This is a genomic window from Oscillospiraceae bacterium, assembly GCA_015067255.1.
Taxonomy (GTDB): Bacteria; Bacillota; Clostridia; order Oscillospirales; family SIG519; genus SIG519.
In genome coordinates, this window is sequence record SVMS01000001.1 from 16,084 (window position 1) to 37,467 (window position 21,384).

The window sequence follows — 21,384 nt, forward strand, 5'->3', positions numbered from 1 at the left end:
AATTTATCCTTTTTTAATAATTTCAGAAAGCTCCTGCAAGCGTCTGCCCGCTGCTATAACAATAACTCTGTCATTTGCCATAATAACATCGTCACCTATTGGTATTATAGGCTTGCGCTCTCTGATAATTCCCGCAATAATTATATTGTCTTTTAATCCTAAATCCTTGATGGGAATATTAAGATGCTCAAATTCAGCAGATACTCTGAATTCAATAGCCTCTGTTGTTTCGTCCATAAGATGATATAATGTTTCAATGTTACTACTGTCAAAGGAGTTATTAAGAGCTCTGACATATCTGACAAGGACATCCGATATAATTTTCTTTGGAGAAATAACCGTATCAAGACCGAGATTTTCAGCAAGGTCGTAAAGCTCGTCTCTATTGACCTTAGATATAACCTTCGGCACATCTAAAGAAGAAGCAAAAACTGACATAAGAATATTTTCCTCGTCTATTCCTGTCAAAGAAACAAAAGCTTCTGTTTCCTTTATTCCCTCTTCAATCAGCAATTCCTGATGCGCACCGTCGCCTACAATAACAGTAGCCTTTGGAATATCCTCTGAAAAGCGCTGACATATTTCGGGGTCACGGTCAATTATCTTTACATCGTTACCGCCGTTTGCAAGCATTTTTGCAAGATAGTATGCAGTACGGCTGCCCCCTAAAATCATTACATCCTTGGCCTCTCTCTGATAAACGTTAAGCGCCTTGAAAAATTTAACAAACTCTGCCTGTGTAGCTGTTATTCCTAATTTATCTCCGCCCTTAAGCACAAAATTACCGTTGGGGATAAATACCTCGTCATCTCTTTGAACTGCGCATACAAGCACCTTTGCTTTATATTTTTCACGCATAGTTATAAGATTCATTCCGTCAAGCAAAGAATCCTGCTTAAGACGGATTTCTATCATTTCAAAATCACGTCTTGAAAATGATTCTATTTTTACCGCAGAGGGAAATTTTAATATATTATAAATTTCCTGTGCCGCAAGCAATTCGGGATTTATCGCCATAGAAAGATCAAGCTGCTGGCGTAAGAAAACAAGACTGCTGTAATTGTATTCGGGGTTTCTTATTCTTGCTATTGTATGCTTTGCGCCCATACGCTTTGACAAAAAGCAAGCAAGCATATTGATTTCGTCAGAGCCTGTTACAGCAACAAAAAGGTCAGCTGTATCAATGCGTGCTTCTTTGAGAGTTTCGCAGTCGGTACAGTTTCCGCATACTCCCATTACATCATATATATTCGTTATTTCATCAATAACTGCATCGTCTATATCAAGAGCTGTTATATCGTGTCCCTCTTCCACAAGACTTTGCAGTATTGTCATTCCTATTTTTCCGCAGCCTGAAATTATAATTTTCATTTTATTTTTCCCTTCAAGATGTTTTTCTAAGTATATCACTATTCTAAAAAAAGTGCAACAAAAAAAGTAAGCCTTAAGATACTTTTTTAAAAATCCTGAAGCTTACTTTTATATTTTATTTATATATGTTTATATGGTTTTTATCCCTAAAGTCCTCGTCGTTTACCTTACTGCACTTTATCAAGTACAGATTTTTAAGAGATGTACACTTGGTCAAAGCAGAAATATCCACAAGATTCTGGTTCATATTGAGCATAAGTACCTGAAGATTTTTAAGCTTTGAAAGAGGTGTTATGTCAACTATATTGTTTATATAAGGGATAATGTTTGTATCGGTAGTAGTATTTTTCAAATCAAGATATTCAAGCTTGGTAAGATATCCTAAAGAGCTTATATTGGTTATATTACAGTTAGTGAGAATAAGCTTTTTAAGCTGTAAGCCTTCCAATGAGGAAAGGTCTGAAATATTATTTTTTGCCAACTCAAGCTGTTCCAAGGTGTTAAAATCCTCTAAAGGCGAAAGATTTTCCAAGGGATTAGCGGACAAAACAAGCTTTTTAAGGCCCTTCATTGATTTTATTCCGGAAATGTCGGATATCTGATTTTCGGAAGCATCAAGCTCTTTTAAATTTACAAGCTCAAAAACAGGTGAAATATCTGTCAGCTCATTCGATGCTAAATTCAAGGTGCTCAAAGCTGAAAAACCGCTTAAAGCCTCAATATTATTTATCTTATTTGATGACAAATTCAAGGTTTTAATGCTTGTTATAACCTCTAAAGGAGATAAGTCGCTTATCTGATTTGAAGAAAGGCTCAGATGCTGAAGATTATCAAGAGATACAAGCGAAGATATATCAGTAATCTGATTATTGTCAAGCTTTATTATCTCCAAAGATTTAGCCTGTGTTATCTGTTGGAAATCGTTATTGTCTATTGCGCAGTTAGTAAGAGTAAGAGAGCGCAAGGACTGCAAGGATTCAAAAACATTGAAATTAGCAAGTGCCGCTTCATTTACAAAATTTATGCTTGAAAGCGAGCTCATAACCTCAAGGTCTGAAAGGTTTCTTATATAGCCTTCAATAGCGTTTCCGTCCTCATCAATATTGCTAAGCTCAACTATTGACGCTATTTCTTTATAGGTTATCTGGTCTGTAGGCTTTTTGAGAGTTGCTCTTACAATCTGTTCAATTTTGCTGTCCATAAAAGTATAGGTCTGTGCATCGTTATAAATATTATAAACAGCGGTTATAGGTGCGCTTATAAGGTTTGTTGTAGTGTTAATTCCTATAAGCTTAATTGTCATTTTTTCAGTATCTACGGTAATTGGCTTTTCATATACGTTTGAGCTTGCATTCGGGGTTGTGCCGTCAGTAGTATAATAAACCTTTGTATCAGAATCAGAAAAAACACTAACCGTAACAAAGTTATTATATGAGCCTGCCTGCGGGTCAAGAGATATATTGCCGGGACGTGATTGATTTAGCTTTAAAAGAACGGGAGGGTGCTTTATTGTATCTATAAAATTCAAAGCCTTTTCAAAATCGCCCGAGCGTACATAAAACTGAATTGCATATTCATAATATGCATAGCTTCCCGGTGCATCCTCAACGCTTTTTAAAATCAGTTCAATTGCAGCATCGGATTGAGAATTAAGCTCGTAGGTATGCGCAAGCTTTATTCTTGCATCAATGTTCTTTTTATCGGCGTTCATAGCCTTTGTATAATATTCAATGGCTGCTTCATAGTCTGCCTCGTCATAATATGTGTCGCCCTGTTTGATAAGCTCAAGCGCCTTTGTAGTGTTTGCACTTGAGAAAAACTGAACAACGAGAATTATAACAAAAACAACTATCAATACAGCTATTGAAATAAGAAAAGACATAAGATAGTTCTTTTTTTGCTGACTTGTAAATCTGATTTTTTTGTTTTGAGTTTCCATAATAAGCGCTCCGACAGAAAATTATTTTTCTGCCGTCCCCTTTCTTTTGTTTTCCCTGAAAACCTATAAGATTTTTAGAAGCTCTTGCTTCATCTCTCCGGCTATATAAAGAGAGCCGCATACTATAATAACATCGTTATTTTTTAATTCTTCAACAGCTTGCTTTGCCGCTTGCTCAGCTGTTTTTGCATCTATAGTTTTTTTGCAAAGTCCCTGTGCCGTTTCAACAAGCAAAGACGAATCTGCCGCACGGGGATTTTTAGGAGTAATTGCTATAAAGGTGTTGCTCAAGGGCGCTATTTTTTTAACTGCATTTTCGTAGCCCTTATCAAGAAGCATACCCATAATTACAGTTATTTTTTTACCCTTTAGCAAGCTTAGAATATTATTTCTTAAGTTTTCTATTCCGTCTGCATTGTGAGCCCCATCAATAATTATAAGAGGCTCTTTTTTTATTATTTCCAGACGGGCGGGGAATTTTGTATTTTTTATTCCCTTTATTATTGTTTCTGGAGAAATATTTTCAAATACTCTCATAACTGCTTCAATAGCCGTTATACAGTTATAAATCTGATGCTTACCCGCTAAAGGAATATGAATTGACATTCCCTTATATACAATATCATTACCCTCAATTGACGAGCTTATAATTTCAAGCTCTTCAATGTCGGGAATAAAAAGCTTACTTTTTTTGTTTTCTGCCTGTTGCTTTATAACCTGTAATGCTTCTTCATCTTGTAAAGGATAACATACTGCAGGCGCATTTTCTTTAATAATACCGCACTTTTCAAAGGCTATTTTAGAAAGCGTATCCCCTAAATACTGCATATGGTCAAAGGAGATAGAGGCTATAACGCTCATAAGAGGCTTTTCAATTACATTGGTTGCATCAAAGCGACCGCCTAAGCCTGTTTCCAGAACAACAACATCGCAGCCCTTATTTTTAAAATATAAAAAAGCAATAGCAGTAATAAGCTCAAACTCTGTGGGACTTTCTGCAAGTTCCTCGCAAAAAGGTTTTACATACTCAGTAACCTGCTTTAAATCCTCATATGAAATAAACTGTCCGTCGATACTTATACGCTCTTCAAAGCGATTGACATAAGGAGAAATATAAAGTCCTGTTTTAAGACCCTGCTCCTTTAAAATTTCTGCAATATAGCTGGCAGTTGAGCCTTTTCCGTTAGTACCAGCAATATGTATAAACTTCAAGTCTTTCTGCGGATTTCCCAATCTTTCCAAAAGACAGGTTATGCGTTCAAGTCCCGGCTTAGAGCCAAAAACCAATTTAGAATTTATATAATCAACAGGATTAAAACAAGCCATAAATCTTAAGAAAAACAAAGCTGTATAAAGCTTTGCCCTTTCATATAATTATACTAAAAATGACAGTGCTGTAACGCCGCCGTAAACAATAATTGTAACTATTATATCAGCAAAAAGAATTCCTAAAGCAACTGCTGTAACAGCTTTCCAAAATGGAATTTTCAAAAATGAAGCTGCCATAGCACCCGTCCAACCACCTGTGCCCGGCAAAGGAATTGCAACAAAAAAAACAAGACCCCAAAAGGTAATATTCTCTCTATCCTTAGTTGCTTTCTCAACTTTTCTTTCCAGAAAATTAACTATTCCGCCACAGAATTTGAATTTCTTCAAAAACTTAAGAAAAGCAGTAAAAAACAACAATATAAAGGGAATAGGAAGAAGGTTTCCAAAAAAGCTTACGATAAATGCTTCAAGCCACTGTAAATCAAAAACTCTCGCCAAGGGTATAGCGCCTCTAAGCTCCACTACGGGCAGCATAGCGCATATAAAAACAGATACGTGCTTTCCTAAAATTTCAGAGAAAAACCTTCCTATTGCCTGTGCCATATATTAAAAACTCCTTATGATATAGCTTTTATAATGTTAACCCTTTTTATAATCTTAATTACCGAGAAATAAACAACTGAAATAATAACGCCTTTCAGGAAATTAAAAGGAATCAAACCGCCCAAAGCATACGCTTTAAAGGCTGCTGCTTCAGTCATTGCAGGCATATATACAGGCAAAAGAATAAATTTGTTAGCAAAAAGCGCTGTGGGAATTAAAAGTACAATTCCTATTGCTAAGCCTATTATAGTCCAAAGCTGTGTTTTTTTCTTCAGATATATTATGCACATGGGAAGAATAAAAAATAAGCCCGTTATAAAATCTGCAAGCTCGCCTATCGGACCACTTTTACCTAAAGGAATATGCAAAAGACATTTTCCTATGAGAATTATAATTGCATAAACAGGTCCTAAAATATATCCGCCTACCATAACTGCAACATTTGAAAAGTCAAATTTCAAAAAATTATACGATGGCAATATGAAAAATTCAAAGAGCATAAGAATTTCCGCAATTGCAATTAGGATAGCCGCATAAACGATTTTTTTGATACTGATTTTTTTAGATGACATTTAATGTCCCTCCTGAAATAAATTTTTCCTCGACAGCAAAAGCTTAGTCTTGAGGGATATTTCAGGAATTTCTCCTGACTTCTTCATCCGGACTTGTTCACATTATGTAAACTTACCGTCGGTATTGGAATTTCACCAATTCAAAGCAAAACGCTCTCTCGGACTTATCGTCATACAACCTTGCAGACGCTTCACCGCCGGTGGAGATTTTCACTCCGCCCTAAAGTCTTATGTTGTCGATCAGGGTTAATGTTTACCCCGGAAAGCATTATACCAAAGCCCGCTCTTTTTGTCAATCCCTATGCCTATACACTAAGTATATGAAAACAAATACCGATTTAAGCCATGGGGATTACAACAAAAGCTATAATTTTATTTTGAAAAATCAAGTAAATCGTTTGGTGTTACTGATAAACATTTACATATGCAGGCTAACTCATAATCAGTAACCTGACGATTGTTTTTTTCGATTTTACTAATCATTTGCTGGTCAATATTAACGTTCATTGTTTGTAATTTAGCAGCTAAATTACTTTGCGATAAACCTTTTTCTTCTCTTAATATTTTAAGTTTTTCCGAAATAATATTTTTATTATTGTAATAACAAATCTTTTTCATAACTTTAGTATCTCTCCAATACGTCGTATTAACGTATTGACAATATCATAATTTTATGATATTATTACGTCACATTAACGTAATGTGCAAAACAAAGTTACGCATTTTTTGTATAACTTTGTTTGCACAAATTTTTATTTAAGGAGTTTTTTTATGTTTAAAAATATTGGAAGCAAAATAATGACTTTAGCAAAAGTTATATGTGTGGCTGGTATAGTTTTATCAGTTTTAATCGGACTAATTTATATACTTGTTGCATTCATTTCCGAAGAGGTATCTCCTCTTCTTGCTGTTTATGGTATATTGCTATCAGTGTTTGGTTCTTTGCTCTCATGGTTAAATTCGTTCTTCCTATATGGCTTTGGTCGTCTGATAGAAAATTCTGATATTATTGCAGGCAGAAAAAGCTTAAAACAGCCACAGAAACCGATACAGCCGCAAATGCAAAAACCGTCACAAGCACAGACACAAGAACCAACACAAATACAGAAATAGATACATAATTGTACCATACTTCTTTACTCTTACTTATTACCTCAAAAAGACGGCCACTCGCCGTCTTTTTTTGTTTTAAAGAATAAATAATAAAGATTAATGAATAAAGAAGAAATGCGGTGTTCAAGGCAAGCACAAATTTTTGTATAAGTTTTTGAACAACTTTACTTTTAAGATAATCTATGATATAATAAAAATATCATACAAATACTGTTTAAGGAGGTATTTGAAAAATGAAAAAAAATATTTCTGTTATTATGGTTATTGCAATTCTGCTCTGTTTTTCCTGTTGCAATTCTTTGAAGGATACAACCGTTAGCTCTGACATAACCTCAGATATATCTATTATATCTTCAGAAGGAACCATAATAACATCTTCTGAATCTATTTCATCTGATGTAGCTACAGAAGCTTCGAATAACATGAGTAGTACTGTTTCTAATATCGACAGTTCTTCAAAACAGCCTTCTTCTTCGGTTCAGCAATCTTCAAGCAATACTCAACCAACAGTAACAGAAAAAACCAAGCCGAATTTTGGCAACGGACTTACAAATTCTATTTTAGATTTAAAAAATCAAGTACCTTATTACTCGTTTGATTTACCCGGAGTAATGGTGGACTATATGGCTGACGAAGATTTAATTTATATAATTTGTAGAAATAAAAATCAGATAAATTTATATGACGGAAATACAGGAAAAGTTGTTTATTCTCATTCTTTACCGGGAAGACCCGCTGAGCTTCATATGTACGGCGACGAATTATGGATTTCTTTTCCCGAACTAAATTGCATAAATGTTTATAGCAAGGCTGATTTTAAAGCTTTAAGAAGTATCGAAGAACTGTTTAATGTTTTTTCCTTTGATGTTTATAAAAATATTATTTTTTATGCGGGAGAAGAGAGAGAACAGCTTATATGGAGATACGATATCACAACTAAAAGCAAAGAATATGTTCTCGGAAAAATCGGTAGCATAGGTAATTGGGATGAGATGCTTGGATTTTATGAGCCTGCAGTTTTAGTAGATGAAGATAACGCTACGTTATATATTGCAGAAACGAACTTAACAGGCTGTAAATTATTTTACTATAATATTGAAACATTAGAGCAAATAGATGTTTTTGATACCGTTCCTTTTGGTGTTCCAAACTACGGATTTCTGAATTATAATTCACGTAAAATGATTTTGCTCGATGGATATGTTTACTGGAACAGTTTCAAATTCAATCCTAAATCATGTAATGCAGAACAGTTTTATACCAACGATGAACGCGGCGGCAATGGAATTTTGTATGCAGATAAAGACTATGTTGCAACATATGAGGGTGTATTTGAAAACAAAACCGGCAACCGTATTATTACCTTTGAATCAAGATGGAATCCAAATATTAACAGAAATACCAAATTTGCAATAACAAAATCTAAAAATATGATGTTTTCAAGTAGCAACACGTTATATGTTTTTTGCGGCTGATAAAAATATAAATAGACAGTTCTATTGCCTGTTTATCTTCGTACCGAAGGCGCTTATATCACCTATTACCTCAAAAAGACGGCTGATGCCGTCTTTTTTTGCGATATATTGCTACGCAATGTGATATTTTTGATTTTCAAAAGCGATATATTTACCTTGCGGTAAATGCGATATGATATAAATCCCTTTTCACGCCCGTAGGGCATATCGCGTGTTTACACATATCGCACACCAAAGGTGTATATCGCAAATCCCGTAAGGGATTTATATCGTTGCAAAATATCGTTACGATATTTTGCACTGCGTTCCGTCGTGGATTATTTCATAATTATCTTTATAGATAATCTCCGAAACTTTTATTAAGCTATAGCCGTCACTTTGAAGCTTTTCTATTATTCTCGGCAAGGCTTCGGGGGTATTTTTTGCGGCATTGTGAAAAAGAACTATTGAGCCGTTTTTTACTTTTGTCGTAACTCTGTTAACTATGTAATCTGCTGTTTTATCCATCCAGTCAAGACTGTCAACATCCCATTGAATTGTATACATTTTCATATCTCTCAGAGTTGTTATAACTCTGTCGCTGTAATCGCCGTAAGGCGGTCTGAAAAGAATGGGCGTTACACCTGTAACCTTTTGTATTTTACTGTTACATTCGTCTATGTCTTTTTTTATTTCCTCTGCCGAAAGCTGTGGCATATGCTTGTGATTGTTGCTGTGGTTCATAATTTCGTGGCCCGCATCGTGCAAAGCCTTTACTGATTCAGGAAATTTATCTACCCATTCACCCACTACAAAAAATGTTGCTTTTACATTGTATTTGCCTAAAATATCAATAAGCTGCTGAGTATCTTCGTTTCCCCAGGCGGCATCGAAGGTAAGTGATGCTTTTTTCTCCTCTGTCTGAACGCAGTATATGGGCAGTTCTTTTTTAGGCGCTAATACTGCTTTAAAATTCGAAAAGCCTCCGAAAGCAGTGAGCATAACAGTACAGTAAGCTATAACTATTCCGAACATTAACAGCATCCTGTTTTTTTTAAATAATACGATTTTCATAAAAAAACCCTCCTTAATCAACTGCGTTATTTATTGCATTATGCAATTTCTTTAACGCTGCTTTTTCTATTCTTGAAACATAGGAACGGGAAATTCCTATTTTAACAGCAGTTTCTCTTTGGGTGAGAGGTCGCATAAAGCATAGTCCGTAGCGTAAAATTATTATAGTTTTTTCCCGCTGAGTTAAGGTTTTATCAAGAATTTTTGAAAGACGCTCTAACTTTATTTTAGTATCTATACTGTCAATTATATTATCTTCCTCGGCAATTATATCTATAAGAGTAAGAGTGTTTCCGTTTTTATCAGTATCTATCGGGTCGTTTATAGAAATTTCGGAAGATGTCTTTTTCAGGTTGCGAAAATGCATAAGTATTTCGTTTTCAATACATTTCGCCGCATAGGTTGCAAGCCTTGCACCTTTATCGCAATCAAAGGAGTCTATTGCTTTTATAAGTCCTATAGTACCTATGGAAATAAGGTCCTCCTGTTCGTGCTCGGGACAGGAGCCGTGATACTTTTTTATAACGTGCGCCACAAGCCTTAAATTTCTTTCAATAAGCACATTTCTTGCCTGCTCATCCTTGTTTTTCAAAAGCTGAATATAGTGCTTTTCCTCTGCACTTGTCAAAGGCTTAGGAAAAGAAGCAGGAGAGCTTATATATAAAATAAACTGAAAAAAAGTTGAAATATCCAATCCAAAAAACATTAAAGACATAATAAAAACCCCTATTCAATAATAACCTTTAAGCCTATTTGCTCGCTGCAAAGATATGTTCCTGTTGCAACAACAGCATTATCTTTAATTACAACCTCTATTTGTCTGTCTTTAATTTCAACTCCGTTTAAGGCAAGCTTTTCTTTTTGAAAAAGCATTTCGAGAGCTGCTTTTTCTGCCTGTTCATTTGTAAAAGAAATTTCTTGCTTTTGTGTTTCAAAAATTTGCTGTTTTTTTATTCCTAACGGGAAATAAAAATTATCAAAAAAAGAAAGAAACCTATCGTCTTCAAAGCTGTCGTAGGATAAATATTTAATTTTATCCTTTATATAAAGCGGTAAATTTTTATCGAGAAAAAGCAAGCTGTAACGGTTATATTTATTTCCCGTAGCTATTTGCGTAGTATAGCTTAAAGGCATTTGAGCGCTTATTACCGTAAGCGTATCAGCCTTAATTTGTGCAAGGGAATGAACGTATTTAACTCCGTCATTTTTAGCATCTACTATACCGCTTACCAAAAGCTCCCCTTTTAAAACTGTATCCCCTTTTTTAACTATTTTCGTACCTTCCAATACGTCTATTGATGTTATAAGTCCGTCCTTCAATGCCACTATGTTACAGGCCTTATCTTTATCAATCATAGGCGGCTGCTGTGTCGCCGTTGCCGTTGCCACTGTTACACGGCTTCCGTTTATTGATATTTTTGTCCAGACAATATCTTTATGCTCCTTTAATATATGTAATTGAGCTGTGCGTCTGTCAAGAGAAAAGGTGGGAGCACCTATCTTTATTCCGTCATCATATATTGTCTGTTCTATCATTTGAGCTGTCGTTGCATCTACTCCCGTAACCTCGATATCCCAAACAAAAAATGTGGGCAAAAAAAGAAGGATTAAAAACAAAACTGCGCCAACCACAATGCCGTATCTTTTACGGTATCTGTAAATCAAAAAAGGAAATCCGCATTTCTTTACAATTTTCACTTTAACCTTTGTAACAAATGCAAAATGGCGTATCTTCTTAAGATGTGAGCAACGTATACGAAGCCGTATTTTTTTGTCTTTTGTACGGGCAATTCCCCAAGTGTTTATATTTGAGCTTGAAAGCAGATTTACAAACCTTTCGGGGAAGCCGTCAAAAACATCTATTATTACATATCCGAAAAGCATATTTATAAATTTTATAAAAAGCAATTTAAAACAGCAAAAGGCAGTATAATACCTATGCCCTGTCCCCCTTTAAATAAATTCAAGATGGGTAACTGTCCCCGAAATCAAAACGGCATCGACAGTAAAATTCCTTATAAAAAGATTATAACCGCTTATCTTTAAGGAATATTTACCTGCGCTTAAGGTTATTTGCTCAGTATCAAAGGAAAGTATTCCTAAATACCCTTGGGCAAGTATTTCATTATTTCCCGAAATTTCTATATGCGGTGTTGTTTTCAACACGTCGGCAGGCAGGTCCATAGCTCTGGCTATTTTACTGATTTTTGAGTTTTCTTTCATTTTTTTCACCACCGTTTTTATTTTATTCATAAAGGTCAATTAAAATAACCTATGGGAATATACTTTTACAGGGTGAGAAATATGAAAAATTATTCAAGACGTTTATTTTCTCTTTTAGTTTTGTTTACAGCTATGGGTATACTTATTTTTCCATCTCAAAGTGCAGATAGTGCAAGAACAGGAATTGAGCTTTCCTTAAATGCCGTTATTCCTTCTATTTTTCCTTTTATGGTAATATCCTGCGTTATGATAAACAGCGGTATTCTCAATAGCTTTTCAAAGGCTTTACAGCCTTTAATGAAGCTTTTTAATCTCAACAAAAGCTGTGCCGGCACCGTCGTTTTAGGCTTGATTTCCGGATATCCTATGGGTACAAAATCTGCTGTTTCCCTATATCAGAATAAGCTTTGCTCAAAGACAGAGGGAGAAAGACTTTTAACCTTTTGCAACAACACAAGTCCTGCTTTTATTCTGATAACGGTAGGCGTAGGTATATACAAAAGCTTAACTATCGGTATTATGCTTCTTTCAGCTCAAATTCTTTCCTCTATGCTTACAGGAATTGTCTTCGGCAGATTTTGGAAGCCAAAGGAAAAGCTCTTAAATAAAAGCTATACTCAAACAGCTTTTCAAAATATACCTCTTTCTTTTATTGATGCAATTAAAGCCTCTTCCCTTTCTATTATTTATATTTGCGCTTTTGTTGTTTTCTTTTGTGTTTTTATAAATTTACTTGAATGCTGTTATATAATAAATTTTTTAAGTGAGCTTTTACATTTTGCGGGGCTTGGTATTTTTTTAGAAAAAGAAAATATTTCTCAGCTAATTATCGGCTTTTTTGAAATTACTGCAGGGGTTAAAAAAAGCAGTGCAGGCGCTATCCCCCTTGCCGTCACAGGAAGCATTTTGGGCTGGGCGGGAATATCGGTGCACTGTCAGATAATTACTTTTTTAAAAGAAAGTCCGTTTTCAGCAAAGCCTTATATATTAGGAAAGCTTTTTCAAAGCATTAGTTCTTTTTTTATAACTTATATTTTAGCCTTATTATTTCCCATTGAAAAACAGGTTTTCCTTAACTTTAAAAATGAAAATTTCTTTTATTCAACAACAAAAATTTTAAATATATTTTTTGTTATATGCTTGTTTTTTGTACTTTTTTATAAAATTATTATTTTTATTAAAAAAAGATATTTGCTTTATAAAAAAAATGATGTATAATAATGAAAAGAGAACACAAAGAAGGAGTATGCGAATTATGCTTTTTAATAAAAACATTGAAAAATGCTGTGCAGTTTGTCAACGTGCTACTTTACTTATAAATTCAGAAAAAATAATGTGCAAGAAAAAGGGTGTCGTAGAAGCTGATTACAAATGCCGCAAATTCAAATATGACCCTTTCAAAAGAGAGCCTAAAAAGCAAAATGCTCAAATGCTTGAAGGATATACCAAAGAAGATTTTGAAATATGAGACCCAGAACCTTGTTGTTTCACAATAGTTAAAAGCCGATAGGTCAAATTGACCTATCGGCTTTCAATTACTTAATTTTTCTGCACTCTAAATAAAATCTCTTATCGTAGCTGTGTCCCATTGAAAAGGTTTTTCTCGGCAGCGCGCCGTTTGAAATAACCTTATCAAAAAGCTCGTTTTTATCAAGGCAGGGAAGCAAAATTCCTATTGAATTTTCCTGCTGACAAAGCTTTTCGACGGTGTCCTCTCCGTGAATATAGTCCACCTCTCCGCCATTATTTTCAATATATTTATCAATAAACTGCTGTACTGTTCCTGCGGCAAGGTCGCAAGGAGGATTTTTTATAAAGATTTTTTCAAGCTTATTTTTATACAATATTTCAAAGCTTTGAGTTGCTTCATTCTGAGCGCATATTTCAAATTCATTTTTCATTTCTTTTAAGAAATTATCACCGTCCACCTTGAAAATCACACGGTGGATAGGCTCAAACTCCAAAGCTTCACTATGTAGATTTACAAGCTCACAAAGAGCAAAGCGTGCAGGGTGATTTAAGTAATATTCGGGCTCAGTTGTCTTTTTAAGAGCTTCATAGCAAGCCTTTGCGGTTGCAAGGGAATGGTTTCCGTCACCCACTGCAATCAAAAGCGGATTTTCATTTTTTTCAAAGGCTTTCTCTGCCAATAAATCCAAAGCCTTGGAAACCTTTTCACATTCCTCTTTATTTAAAGCATAGCCCTTTATTTTTCCGCCCTTTTCCATAAGCTCAAAATCATATACAGTATCTGAGCTTGGAGCTATACTCTCTATAACACTTTTTTCTCTGTCATCTATAAGAAGCATAATATGAGGTGCTTCCAAGGAAGCATTTTTTCTTACAGCAACTCTCGGCGGTATTCTCTCAAGAACAGTGCCCTCTGTTGCCCTTATCTGACTTTGAGAGCCTTTTTCATAAGAATATTGCTCCAAATCAACGGCACCTATAAGTCCTTTTCTGACTTTGCCGTCATTCTGAGTTCTTTCTATATAGAAAAAGCTGTTTTTATACTCTTCAAAAGCATTCTCTTCAAGAAGCTTATCCATATTTTTATTTATATTTTCAATACGGTCCTGTACATTTTTATCATTGAGATAAATTTCAGGTAAGGTTATTTTCAGACAAGAGGGATAATCTCCAACGATTTTCTCTACTCTTTGCCAGTATTCAGGCTCGCTTGTATACTGGTCGCAAGCTACAACGCTCCATTTTTCAAAGGGCGCATTTTTGATAAGCAATATATCAGCAGGATAAAAAGGCATTTTCATTTTTCGGGTATTTCCTTTCAAATTTTATCATATATAAATAATATCACATAAACACTTTTTTGTCTACAAAAAATAAGGAGATATTTTTATGTTTGATATAAAACCCGATTATAAAAATGTCAAAGAAATTTTATCTGATTTTGAAAAGCAATATGATTTTATAGAAATTTTTCCTATCGGCAAATCCTTTATGCAAAGAAATATATACTGTGCAAAAATTGGAGTGGGAGAGAAAAAACTGCTTTATGTCGGCGGTCATCACGCTCTTGAATGGGGCTGTACTCAGATTTTACTGCAATTTTTTAACGATTACTGCAGAGCAGTATCACAAAAAAAGACAGTTTACGGCTATAAAAGCACCCTTGCCTATAACAACTGTACTCTTTATATCGTTTTTTGTCTTAATGTAGACGGCACAGAGCTGCATCTTAACGGAATAAGCCTTGACAATCCTATGTACCAAAGAATTGTTTCGATGAATAACGGCTCAGAAAATTTTGAAAATTGGCAAGCAAACGCAAGAGGTGTTGACCTCAATCACAATTACAATGCCAAATGGTCAAAGGGAAAGCTTCTTGAACAAAAAAATAATATATTTTTTGGCTGTGCTACCCGTTACGGCGGAGAATTTCCCGAAAGTGAAGCAGAAAGCTCTGCCCTGTGCGCCCTTACAAGAAAATTAAATTTTGACAGCGTTGTGGCTTTTCATTCACAGGGCGAAGAAATATACTACGATTTTAACGGTTATACTCCCCCTAATGCCTTAGAGATTGCCAAAATAATTAAAAAGCTGACAGGCTATACTCTCTCTGTTCCCGAGCCTATTGCAAGCTACGGAGGCTTCAAGGATTGGTTTATCGAAGAATTTAACAGACCGGGCTTTACCATTGAATGTGGCTTAGGTAAAAATCCTCTAACTAAAGAGCAAACTAAAAACGCCTTTTTCAGATTAAAGGAAATGATGATTTTTTTACCCATTTTTATTTGAATAAAAATTTTTCAGTTGTCAATAATTTCCGTATAAAAATTCGGGAAGGTAATTGACATATGAAAAAAATCAAGGTTTTCTTTTTATCACTTCTTTTAATTTTTGCTGTACTTTTCTCCTGCAGTGCTATTACTGTCCTTGCCACAGCTAAGAGCGTTTCTCAAAAGGTATTCCGTTTACACATTGTAGCAAACTCAAATTCTGCTGAGGACCAGATAGAAAAATATGCTTTAAGAGATGAAATACTAAGCAAATGCTCATATATTTTTCAAAATGCAAAAGATGCAAATGAAGCTATGTATCTGTCAGAGCAAAACAAAGAAAAAATACTCAATATTGCAAAAGAATTTTCAGACAGAGACATTGAGATAAGTATTGAAAACAAGTTTTTCCCCACTAAAGAATATGAAAACGATATTCTTTTACCTGCGGGAAATTATAACGCATTAGTAATAAAAATAGGACAAGGCAAGGGTGAAAACTGGTGGTGCGTACTTTTTCCGCAAATCTGCTTAAGCGGAAGCGTTAAAAATGATATGGAAGACATTTTAAATGAAAAAGAGCTTGAGATAACAAAGAAGCCTTCCAGCAAGAAGGCTTCTGTAAGATTTAAGTTTATTGAAATTTTCAACAAAATAGTCGAAGATATAAAAAGCATTTAAAAAGCTATATACTCTGAAAGCTTATTCTTTATTTTTTCAACAGTTCCTGCTGTACGGGCCTCTATATTAAGCACCATTAGAGGATCGTGGAGAGAAAGGCGAAGCAAAAACCAGCCCTTTTCATTCTCGCACTTAAAGTCTGCCCGAATGCCCTCGAAATTTTCCTTAAGCATTGTAAATTCGTCAGAAGCTTCTACAAACTCCTGTACTTTTTCGAGCATTTCAATACCCTGTTTTTTAAAATCGCTGTCTGTAAGCTTAATTCTTATTTCTGTGCTTTCAACGGGATATTCAAGCTTTGAAATATTATCAAAAAGATTTTTATTATCCTTTGAAAGTAATGACATTTCAATTAACAGCTTACAGATAATATATGCGCCGTCATCAAGAAAATAGTTTTCAGAGAATGCGCCGTGTCCCGAGGTTTCCACCGCCAAGGGACAGTAAATATTTTCTTTGTTTAAGCGTTTGCACTCGTTTATTACGTTTTTATAGCCTCTTTTAAAGCGACGGTGTGTAACGCCTATATCCTCTAAAAATTCCGCAAGCTCACTTGACGTAACAGAGTCGGTGACTATGACGGGATTTTTTTTGTCGCAATCTCTCATAATTACAGTTGCAAGCAAGGCAATCAAAGCGTTTTTGTTTATCTCTTTTCCGTCACCCGAAACAGCTGCCGCACGGTCAACGTCGGTGTCAAAAATAACACCCATATCGGCTTTATTATCTAAGACTGCCTTTGTTATTGACTCCATAGCTTCTTTATCTTCAGGATTGGGAATATGGTTGGGAAAGCTTCCGTCAGGCTCAAGATAAAGGCTTCCTTTTGTATCTGCGCCCAAAGGCTTCAAAACCTTTTCCACAAAGAAGCCGCCCGCACCGTTTCCTGCATCAACTACTATTTTTTTATTTAAAAGAGGCTTTTGCAAGCCTGTTTTAAGGCGGATTTTTTCAACTAAGGAGTCTGCATATGCGCTTATTATATCTGCCTTTAAAATTTTTCCCTCGCCTTGAGAAAATTCGCCCTTAACTGCTATCTCAATAAGCTTTTTTATTTCAAAGCTTTCCAGTCCCCCATCCTCACAGAAGAATTTCATTCCGTTGCGATTAAAGGGTAAATGGCTTGCAGTTATCATAATTGAGCCGTCATACTTAAAGCCGTCAAGCACAGTAGACATAAACATACTCGGGGTTGTGGCAAGAGAGCAGTCATAAACTGTTGCTGAGCTTTTTTTAAGTCCCTTTGCCGCCGCATTTAATAAATCGGGGCCCGAAAGCCTTGAATCCCGTCCTATTCCGATTTTAAGCTCATTTACAGCCTTGCCTGTTTTTACCGATAAAAACTCGGCAAAGGCTCTTGCTAAAAGCTCTGCAACTGCGGGGGTTAAATTTACATTTTCCCCCTCTGTTCCTTCAAGAGCTATTCCTCTTATATCGCTTCCGTTCTGAAGCTTAGATAATTCATTAAGCATTTTATTTTTCCTTGTATTATTTCTTTTTATTTTTGCAGCAAATTTCTTTTCTTTTTCTGTCAAATCTGCATTCAAAAGCATTTCGGGACGTTTAGCCGCTGTTGTTTCGATAGATTTTTCACGTCTAAACTCGCATATTTTTTTGTGGTGTCCGTTCAATAGCACCTCAGGCACTCTTTTTCCCATAAAAATTTCAGGTCTTGTATAATGGGGGTATTCCAAAAGGGAATTAAAATGGCTTTCATCAGTAAAGCAGTCTTCTTCGGGCAAAACACCCTCAACCATTCTTGCAACGGTATCTATAAGCACCATAGCAGGAAGCTCTCCGCCTGTAAGCACATAGTCGCCCACTGAGATTTCCTCGTCTACTATCATATCAAGAATACGTTGGTCAACGCCCTCATAATGACCGCAGAGAATTACAATATTATCATATTTCAAAAGCTCCGCTGCCTTTTTCTGAGTCAGCGTTTTTCCCTTTGGGGACATATACACGGTATGTACATTTTTCAAATCCTTTGTAACGGCTTTAAAGCAGTTGTATATAGGCTCTGCTTTCATAACCATTCCCCGTGAGCCGCCGTAAGGAGAGTCGTCCGTTTTTCTGTGCTTGTCGGTTGTGTATTCCCTTATATCGTGTGCATTTATCTGCAAAATGTTATTTTTCTGAGCTCTGCCTATTATACTTGAATCCATAACCGCCCGAATTTGCTCGGGGAAAATCGTAAGAACATCAAATCGCATCAGTCAAAAAGCCCTTTCAACGGTCTTATTTTCATTATTTTTTCATTTATATCGGTTTCTATTATACACTCTTCAACAGCAGGAACAAGATATTCCCTGCTTTCACCCTTTATAACATAGACGTCCTTTGAGCTGTTTTGTAAAACCTCGGTTATTTTTCCATATCTTTCGTTTGTATCGGCATCAAAAACCTCTACTCCGATTATATCCTTGATAAAATATACGTCTTCCTCAAGCTCGAAATCGTTCTCATCGGCATAAAGGATTTTATTTTTAAGCTTTTCGGCATTTTCTATGTTATCTATACCCTCAAGGTGAACAAGCAAATGGTTTTTATGAAGCTTTGCATCTTCTATATTATACTCTGTGCCGTCCTTTAAAAACACGGTGTCCAGCTCAAAAAAGACCTCTGCGCTGTCGCACCAGTATTCTACCTTAAGGTCCCCTCTTATGCCGTGGGTATTAACTATTTTTCCGACCTCTATCATATTTTTACGACCTTTCGCTATTTGTTCAAAAACTTATTCATAAGCTCCTGTCCCTGTGCTACATAAATTCCCGTTGAAGCCGCATTTTTTTCGGTATAGGTAAGTCCGCTTGCCTTAATATCGGCTCTTTGTTTATTTGTCCATATAATATAGGGTACAGGCTCTCTTGAATGAGTTTTAGTGATGAGAGGTGTGGGGTGGTCAGGCATAACAAGAACTGAAATTTCTTCATTTTCAAATTCTTTTAAAATATATCCCACTACTTTTTCATCTATAAGCTCAATAGCTTTAACCTTGTTTTCCACCTCGTGTCTGTGTCCTGCTTCGTCGGGCGCTTCCATATGGATATATACAAAATCTTTTCCGTCCTTCAAAGCCTGTACCGCTGCTTTTGCTTTTCCTTCAAAGTTTGTAGTTACAGTACCTGTAGCACCTTCTACCTCGATAACCTGCATATCGGCGCAGATACCTATTCCTTTTATAAGGTCAACAGCGGAGATAACACAGCCCGAAAGACCTGTCTTTTCCTTAAAGTTTGAAAGCATCGGCTTCTTGCCCTGTCCCCAAAGCCAGATAGAGTTTGCAGGACGTAGTCCTCTTTCGATTCTTTTAAGATTTACAGGGTGATTTTTAAGAAGCTCATAGCTCTTTTTCATAAACTCAGTTATAAGCTCTGCGTCCTCGCCCTTGGGCATATATTCCTTTATGCATTTATCGGAAATGTCGTGAGGCGGTGTTAAATCATAATCAGTATGTGTTCCGTCAAATACCATACAGTGACGGTAGCTGATACCGGGATAAAAGGTTATTTTATCGGTGTGTAAATTTTCATTTATATAGTTTATAAGCTGAGTAGACTCCTCTGTTGTAATCTCGTCAGCGCTGTAATCAACCATTGTTTTATCTTCGTAATTTTCTTCGTCAGAAAGCGTTACTGTATTACAGCGGAATGTAACGTCACTGTCCTTAAGCTTTATTCCTATGGAAACAGCCTCAAGGGGAGAACGGCCCGTATAATATTTTTCGGGAGCATATCCCATAGCGCTTAAATTTGCAACATCGCTTCCTGGCGCAAAGCCGTCGGGTACTGTTTTAACCATTCCCAGCTCTCCCTGCTGACACAGCTTATCTATATTGGGCTTTTTTGCACATTCAAGAGGTGTTCTTCCGTTTAATTCGGGTACTGCCTGGTCTGCCATACCGTCGCCTAAAATAACAATATATTTCATAATTTTTCCTTCCTTATACTTATTTGTCCGCTTGTTAATGTTTTTATTTGTCCGTTTTTAAGTTTTACAACAAGTCCGCAGTTTTCATCAATATCCAAAGCTAAAGCCCGACTTGTCTTTTCTTGTTCAGTAAAAGTTATCTCTTTCCCTATAACAAGACTTTTTTCTTTGTACTGTCTGCAGATTTCCTTTTTAGAAAATTCGTGATATTTTTCAAAAAATAAATTCAATATTTCAGCAACTAATTTATTTTTAGTATCGGGGGTTTCTCTTTCAAAAACTGCTCCTGCAATATCCTTTAGCTCGTCGGGAAAGCTGTCCTTGGGGGAATATACATTTATACCGATGCCAAGCACTGCATAAGCAAAGGTGTTATCCTTTGAGTAAACGCCTTCGGTAAGTATTCCGCAAACCTTTTTATTATCTATAAAAATATCGTTTACCCATTTTATTTTTGCATTTTTATCAGATAGCTTCTTAGTAGCTTCACATACGCAAACTCCTGCAAGAGAGGTTATAAGCCCCACCTTTTCCGACAAATCCGGCTTGAGCAAAATACTCATATAAATACCGCTGTAAGCAGGTGAAAAAAAGCTTCTGCCCTTACTTCCCCGCCCGTCAGTCTGATGTAAAGCAATTACCGTAAGCCCTTCTTCAGCGCCCTGCAACGCTTCTTGCTTTACAATATCGTTTGTAGAACCGACAGTATCATATATCTGCAAAGAAACTTTTTTTGCCTTACCCTTTAAATATTTTTCTATCTGTGTTTTTGAAAGAAAATCACATTTTTCAAAACTCATTATTATTGTCACCTTATCTTTAATTTTAACATAAACAATAATATCCGTCAATCATTATAATGGTTATAGATAGTCGAAAAAGTAAATAAAAATACTTTTTCGACGCCAAACCTATGATTTGGAAGCAAATTTTCGAAGAAAATTTGACAATAACCATTGCAATGAGTGTCGTGTGCAATTAAATCTTAAAAAATTTAATTGCACAAAGCCGATAAAATCGGCTTGCAAAACGCTTTTAAGCGTTTCGACAAACTACAATCATTATCACTTTCAATTAAGATGATATTTTTACATTTTCAGACGGTAAAATCAGTAAAAATAATTTTTTTAAAAAATTTTAAAAAAACATCTTGATTTTTCTTTTAAAGTATGGTATTATCTTATGGCTGTATTAAATGTCTGGGTGTGGCGCAGCTGGTAGCGTGCTACCTTGGGGTGGTAGAGGCCGTGGGTTCAAGTCCCGCCACTCAGACCAAAAAACAAAGCACTTCTTCGGAAGTGCTTTGTTTTTTATCCAATCCGAAGGATTGGATTGGTATGTAATCTCGCGTTAGCGAGCATGTAATCAGTTCGCTTTTGCGAACTGTATGGCATCAAGGTATCAGCCTTGCA

General features: G+C 35.7%; 21 protein-coding genes and 1 tRNA gene. 7 read left to right on the top strand and 15 right to left on the bottom strand.

The annotated features are described in order from the left end of the window. Window positions 1-3 precede the first annotated feature (3 nt). The 6 genes from trkA to E7480_00130 form a co-directional block, all read right to left on the bottom strand. Window positions 4-1,371, bottom strand: a complete 1,368-nt coding sequence (gene trkA / locus E7480_00105; protein ID MBE6902997.1) for a Trk system potassium transporter TrkA — start codon at window positions 1,369-1,371, stop codon at window positions 4-6. 115 nt (window positions 1,372-1,486) lie between these two features. Further along, entirely contained in the window at window positions 1,487-3,310 is a 1,824-nt protein-coding gene (locus tag E7480_00110; GenBank protein ID MBE6902998.1) for a tetratricopeptide repeat protein, read from the bottom strand. 63 nt (window positions 3,311-3,373) lie between these two features. After that, entirely contained in the window at window positions 3,374-4,636 is a 1,263-nt protein-coding gene (locus E7480_00115) for a bifunctional folylpolyglutamate synthase/dihydrofolate synthase (protein MBE6902999.1), read from the bottom strand. Between the two features lie 48 nt (window positions 4,637-4,684). Continuing rightward, entirely contained in the window at window positions 4,685-5,182 is a 498-nt protein-coding gene (locus tag E7480_00120; protein ID MBE6903000.1) for a small multi-drug export protein, read from the bottom strand. A gap of 14 nt (window positions 5,183-5,196) precedes the next feature. Continuing rightward, entirely contained in the window at window positions 5,197-5,754 is a 558-nt protein-coding gene (locus tag E7480_00125) for an ECF transporter S component (GenBank protein ID MBE6903001.1), read from the bottom strand. A 372-nt stretch (window positions 5,755-6,126) separates the two neighbouring features. Further along, window positions 6,127-6,372: a helix-turn-helix transcriptional regulator gene (locus E7480_00130; GenBank protein MBE6903002.1), complete on the bottom strand. Its 246-nt coding sequence runs from the start codon at window positions 6,370-6,372 to the stop codon at window positions 6,127-6,129. Window positions 6,373-6,525: 153 nt separating this feature from the next. On the opposite strand from E7480_00130, the gene E7480_00135 reads away from it, so the two are divergent. Then, a complete protein-coding gene (locus tag E7480_00135) occupies window positions 6,526-6,867 on the top strand; it encodes a hypothetical protein (GenBank protein MBE6903003.1) in 342 nt (113 codons plus the stop codon). A 233-nt stretch (window positions 6,868-7,100) separates the two neighbouring features. Continuing rightward, window positions 7,101-8,342, top strand: coding sequence for a hypothetical protein (locus E7480_00140; GenBank protein MBE6903004.1), 1,242 nt, complete (start codon window positions 7,101-7,103; stop codon window positions 8,340-8,342). Between the two features lie 285 nt (window positions 8,343-8,627). Here E7480_00140 and E7480_00145 read toward each other — a convergent pair whose 3' ends face one another. Genes E7480_00145 through E7480_00160 form a run of 4 tightly spaced genes read right to left on the bottom strand, consistent with a single transcriptional unit; the run spans window position 8,628 to window position 11,648 of the window. After that, complete coding sequence (locus E7480_00145; protein ID MBE6903005.1) at window positions 8,628-9,365, bottom strand: polysaccharide deacetylase family protein; 738 nt, start codon at window positions 9,363-9,365, stop codon at window positions 8,628-8,630. 43 nt (window positions 9,366-9,408) lie between these two features. Continuing rightward, window positions 9,409-10,110 carry a sigma-70 family RNA polymerase sigma factor gene (locus E7480_00150; GenBank protein MBE6903006.1) on the bottom strand — a complete coding sequence of 234 codons (702 nt, stop codon included), beginning with the start codon at window positions 10,108-10,110 and terminating at the stop codon, window positions 9,409-9,411. Between the two features lie 11 nt (window positions 10,111-10,121). Next, window positions 10,122-11,303 (bottom strand): hypothetical protein, encoded by a 1,182-nt coding sequence (locus E7480_00155; protein MBE6903007.1) that lies wholly within the window; start codon window positions 11,301-11,303, stop codon window positions 10,122-10,124. 45 nt (window positions 11,304-11,348) lie between these two features. Next, window positions 11,349-11,648, bottom strand: a complete 300-nt coding sequence (locus tag E7480_00160) for a hypothetical protein (GenBank protein MBE6903008.1) — start codon at window positions 11,646-11,648, stop codon at window positions 11,349-11,351. Window positions 11,649-11,669: 21 nt separating this feature from the next. On the opposite strand from E7480_00160, the gene E7480_00165 reads away from it, so the two are divergent. Further along, on the top strand, window positions 11,670-12,836 hold the full coding sequence (locus E7480_00165; GenBank protein ID MBE6903009.1) for a hypothetical protein: 1,167 nt from the start codon (window positions 11,670-11,672) through the stop codon (window positions 12,834-12,836). A 37-nt stretch (window positions 12,837-12,873) separates the two neighbouring features. Then, window positions 12,874-13,086 carry a hypothetical protein gene (locus tag E7480_00170; GenBank protein MBE6903010.1) on the top strand — a complete coding sequence of 71 codons (213 nt, stop codon included), beginning with the start codon at window positions 12,874-12,876 and terminating at the stop codon, window positions 13,084-13,086. A 67-nt stretch (window positions 13,087-13,153) separates the two neighbouring features. Here E7480_00170 and E7480_00175 read toward each other — a convergent pair whose 3' ends face one another. Further along, complete coding sequence (locus E7480_00175; protein MBE6903011.1) at window positions 13,154-14,389, bottom strand: DUF1015 domain-containing protein; 1,236 nt, start codon at window positions 14,387-14,389, stop codon at window positions 13,154-13,156. 88 nt (window positions 14,390-14,477) lie between these two features. On the opposite strand from E7480_00175, the gene E7480_00180 reads away from it, so the two are divergent. Both E7480_00180 and E7480_00185 read left to right on the top strand, forming a co-directional pair. Further along, window positions 14,478-15,377: a peptidase M14 gene (locus E7480_00180; protein MBE6903012.1), complete on the top strand. Its 900-nt coding sequence runs from the start codon at window positions 14,478-14,480 to the stop codon at window positions 15,375-15,377. 59 nt (window positions 15,378-15,436) lie between these two features. After that, window positions 15,437-16,039: a hypothetical protein gene (locus tag E7480_00185; GenBank protein MBE6903013.1), complete on the top strand. Its 603-nt coding sequence runs from the start codon at window positions 15,437-15,439 to the stop codon at window positions 16,037-16,039. Here the strand turns inward: E7480_00185 and trmD are convergent. The 4 genes from trmD to E7480_00205 are packed head-to-tail and all read right to left on the bottom strand — an operon-like array spanning window position 16,036 to window position 20,772. Next, window positions 16,036-18,255: a tRNA (guanosine(37)-N1)-methyltransferase TrmD gene (gene trmD / locus E7480_00190; protein MBE6903014.1), complete on the bottom strand. Its 2,220-nt coding sequence runs from the start codon at window positions 18,253-18,255 to the stop codon at window positions 16,036-16,038. The two genes, E7480_00185 and trmD, sit on opposite strands and share 4 nt — an antisense overlap. Next, the gene (gene rimM / locus E7480_00195; GenBank protein MBE6903015.1) at window positions 18,255-18,743 is read right to left on the bottom strand and encodes a 16S rRNA processing protein RimM; all 489 of its coding nucleotides are present in this window, start codon (window positions 18,741-18,743) and stop codon (window positions 18,255-18,257) included. Before rimM ends, trmD begins: the two co-directional genes overlap by 1 nt. Window positions 18,744-18,760: 17 nt before the next feature. Then, a complete protein-coding gene (locus tag E7480_00200) occupies window positions 18,761-19,972 on the bottom strand; it encodes a cofactor-independent phosphoglycerate mutase (GenBank protein MBE6903016.1) in 1,212 nt (403 codons plus the stop codon). Then, window positions 19,969-20,772 carry a biotin--[acetyl-CoA-carboxylase] ligase gene (locus tag E7480_00205; GenBank protein MBE6903017.1) on the bottom strand — a complete coding sequence of 268 codons (804 nt, stop codon included), beginning with the start codon at window positions 20,770-20,772 and terminating at the stop codon, window positions 19,969-19,971. The genes E7480_00200 and E7480_00205 overlap by 4 nt, the downstream gene beginning before the upstream one ends. A gap of 399 nt (window positions 20,773-21,171) precedes the next feature. Between E7480_00205 and E7480_00210 the strand changes: the two genes are divergently transcribed. After that, window positions 21,172-21,247 (top strand) — tRNA-Pro (locus E7480_00210). Window positions 21,248-21,384 lie beyond the last annotated feature (137 nt).

What these genes read in the sequence shown, in the direction of transcription:
- trkA (MBE6902997.1), bottom strand. Translation starts at nt 1,371, where the DNA reads ATGAAAATTATAATTTCAGGCTGCGGAAAAATAGGAATGACAATACTG.
- E7480_00110 (MBE6902998.1), bottom strand. Translation starts at nt 3,310, where the DNA reads ATGGAAACTCAAAACAAAAAAATCAGATTTACAAGTCAGCAAAAAAAG.
- E7480_00115 (MBE6902999.1), bottom strand. Translation starts at nt 4,636, where the DNA reads ATGGCTTGTTTTAATCCTGTTGATTATATAAATTCTAAATTGGTTTTT.
- E7480_00120 (MBE6903000.1), bottom strand. Translation starts at nt 5,182, where the DNA reads ATGGCACAGGCAATAGGAAGGTTTTTCTCTGAAATTTTAGGAAAGCAC.
- E7480_00125 (MBE6903001.1), bottom strand. Translation starts at nt 5,754, where the DNA reads ATGTCATCTAAAAAAATCAGTATCAAAAAAATCGTTTATGCGGCTATC.
- E7480_00130 (MBE6903002.1), bottom strand. Translation starts at nt 6,372, where the DNA reads ATGAAAAAGATTTGTTATTACAATAATAAAAATATTATTTCGGAAAAA.
- E7480_00135 (MBE6903003.1), top strand. Translation starts at nt 6,526, where the DNA reads ATGTTTAAAAATATTGGAAGCAAAATAATGACTTTAGCAAAAGTTATA.
- E7480_00140 (MBE6903004.1), top strand. Translation starts at nt 7,101, where the DNA reads ATGAAAAAAAATATTTCTGTTATTATGGTTATTGCAATTCTGCTCTGT.
- E7480_00145 (MBE6903005.1), bottom strand. Translation starts at nt 9,365, where the DNA reads ATGCTGTTAATGTTCGGAATAGTTATAGCTTACTGTACTGTTATGCTC.
- E7480_00150 (MBE6903006.1), bottom strand. Translation starts at nt 10,110, where the DNA reads ATGTCTTTAATGTTTTTTGGATTGGATATTTCAACTTTTTTTCAGTTT.
- E7480_00160 (MBE6903008.1), bottom strand. Translation starts at nt 11,648, where the DNA reads ATGAATAAAATAAAAACGGTGGTGAAAAAAATGAAAGAAAACTCAAAA.
- E7480_00165 (MBE6903009.1), top strand. Translation starts at nt 11,670, where the DNA reads ATGGGAATATACTTTTACAGGGTGAGAAATATGAAAAATTATTCAAGA.
- E7480_00170 (MBE6903010.1), top strand. Translation starts at nt 12,874, where the DNA reads ATGCTTTTTAATAAAAACATTGAAAAATGCTGTGCAGTTTGTCAACGT.
- E7480_00175 (MBE6903011.1), bottom strand. Translation starts at nt 14,389, where the DNA reads ATGAAAATGCCTTTTTATCCTGCTGATATATTGCTTATCAAAAATGCG.
- E7480_00180 (MBE6903012.1), top strand. Translation starts at nt 14,478, where the DNA reads ATGTTTGATATAAAACCCGATTATAAAAATGTCAAAGAAATTTTATCT.
- E7480_00185 (MBE6903013.1), top strand. Translation starts at nt 15,437, where the DNA reads ATGAAAAAAATCAAGGTTTTCTTTTTATCACTTCTTTTAATTTTTGCT.
- trmD (MBE6903014.1), bottom strand. Translation starts at nt 18,255, where the DNA reads ATGCGATTTGATGTTCTTACGATTTTCCCCGAGCAAATTCGGGCGGTT.
- rimM (MBE6903015.1), bottom strand. Translation starts at nt 18,743, where the DNA reads ATGATAGAGGTCGGAAAAATAGTTAATACCCACGGCATAAGAGGGGAC.
- E7480_00200 (MBE6903016.1), bottom strand. Translation starts at nt 19,972, where the DNA reads ATGAAATATATTGTTATTTTAGGCGACGGTATGGCAGACCAGGCAGTA.
- E7480_00205 (MBE6903017.1), bottom strand. Translation starts at nt 20,772, where the DNA reads ATGAGTTTTGAAAAATGTGATTTTCTTTCAAAAACACAGATAGAAAAA.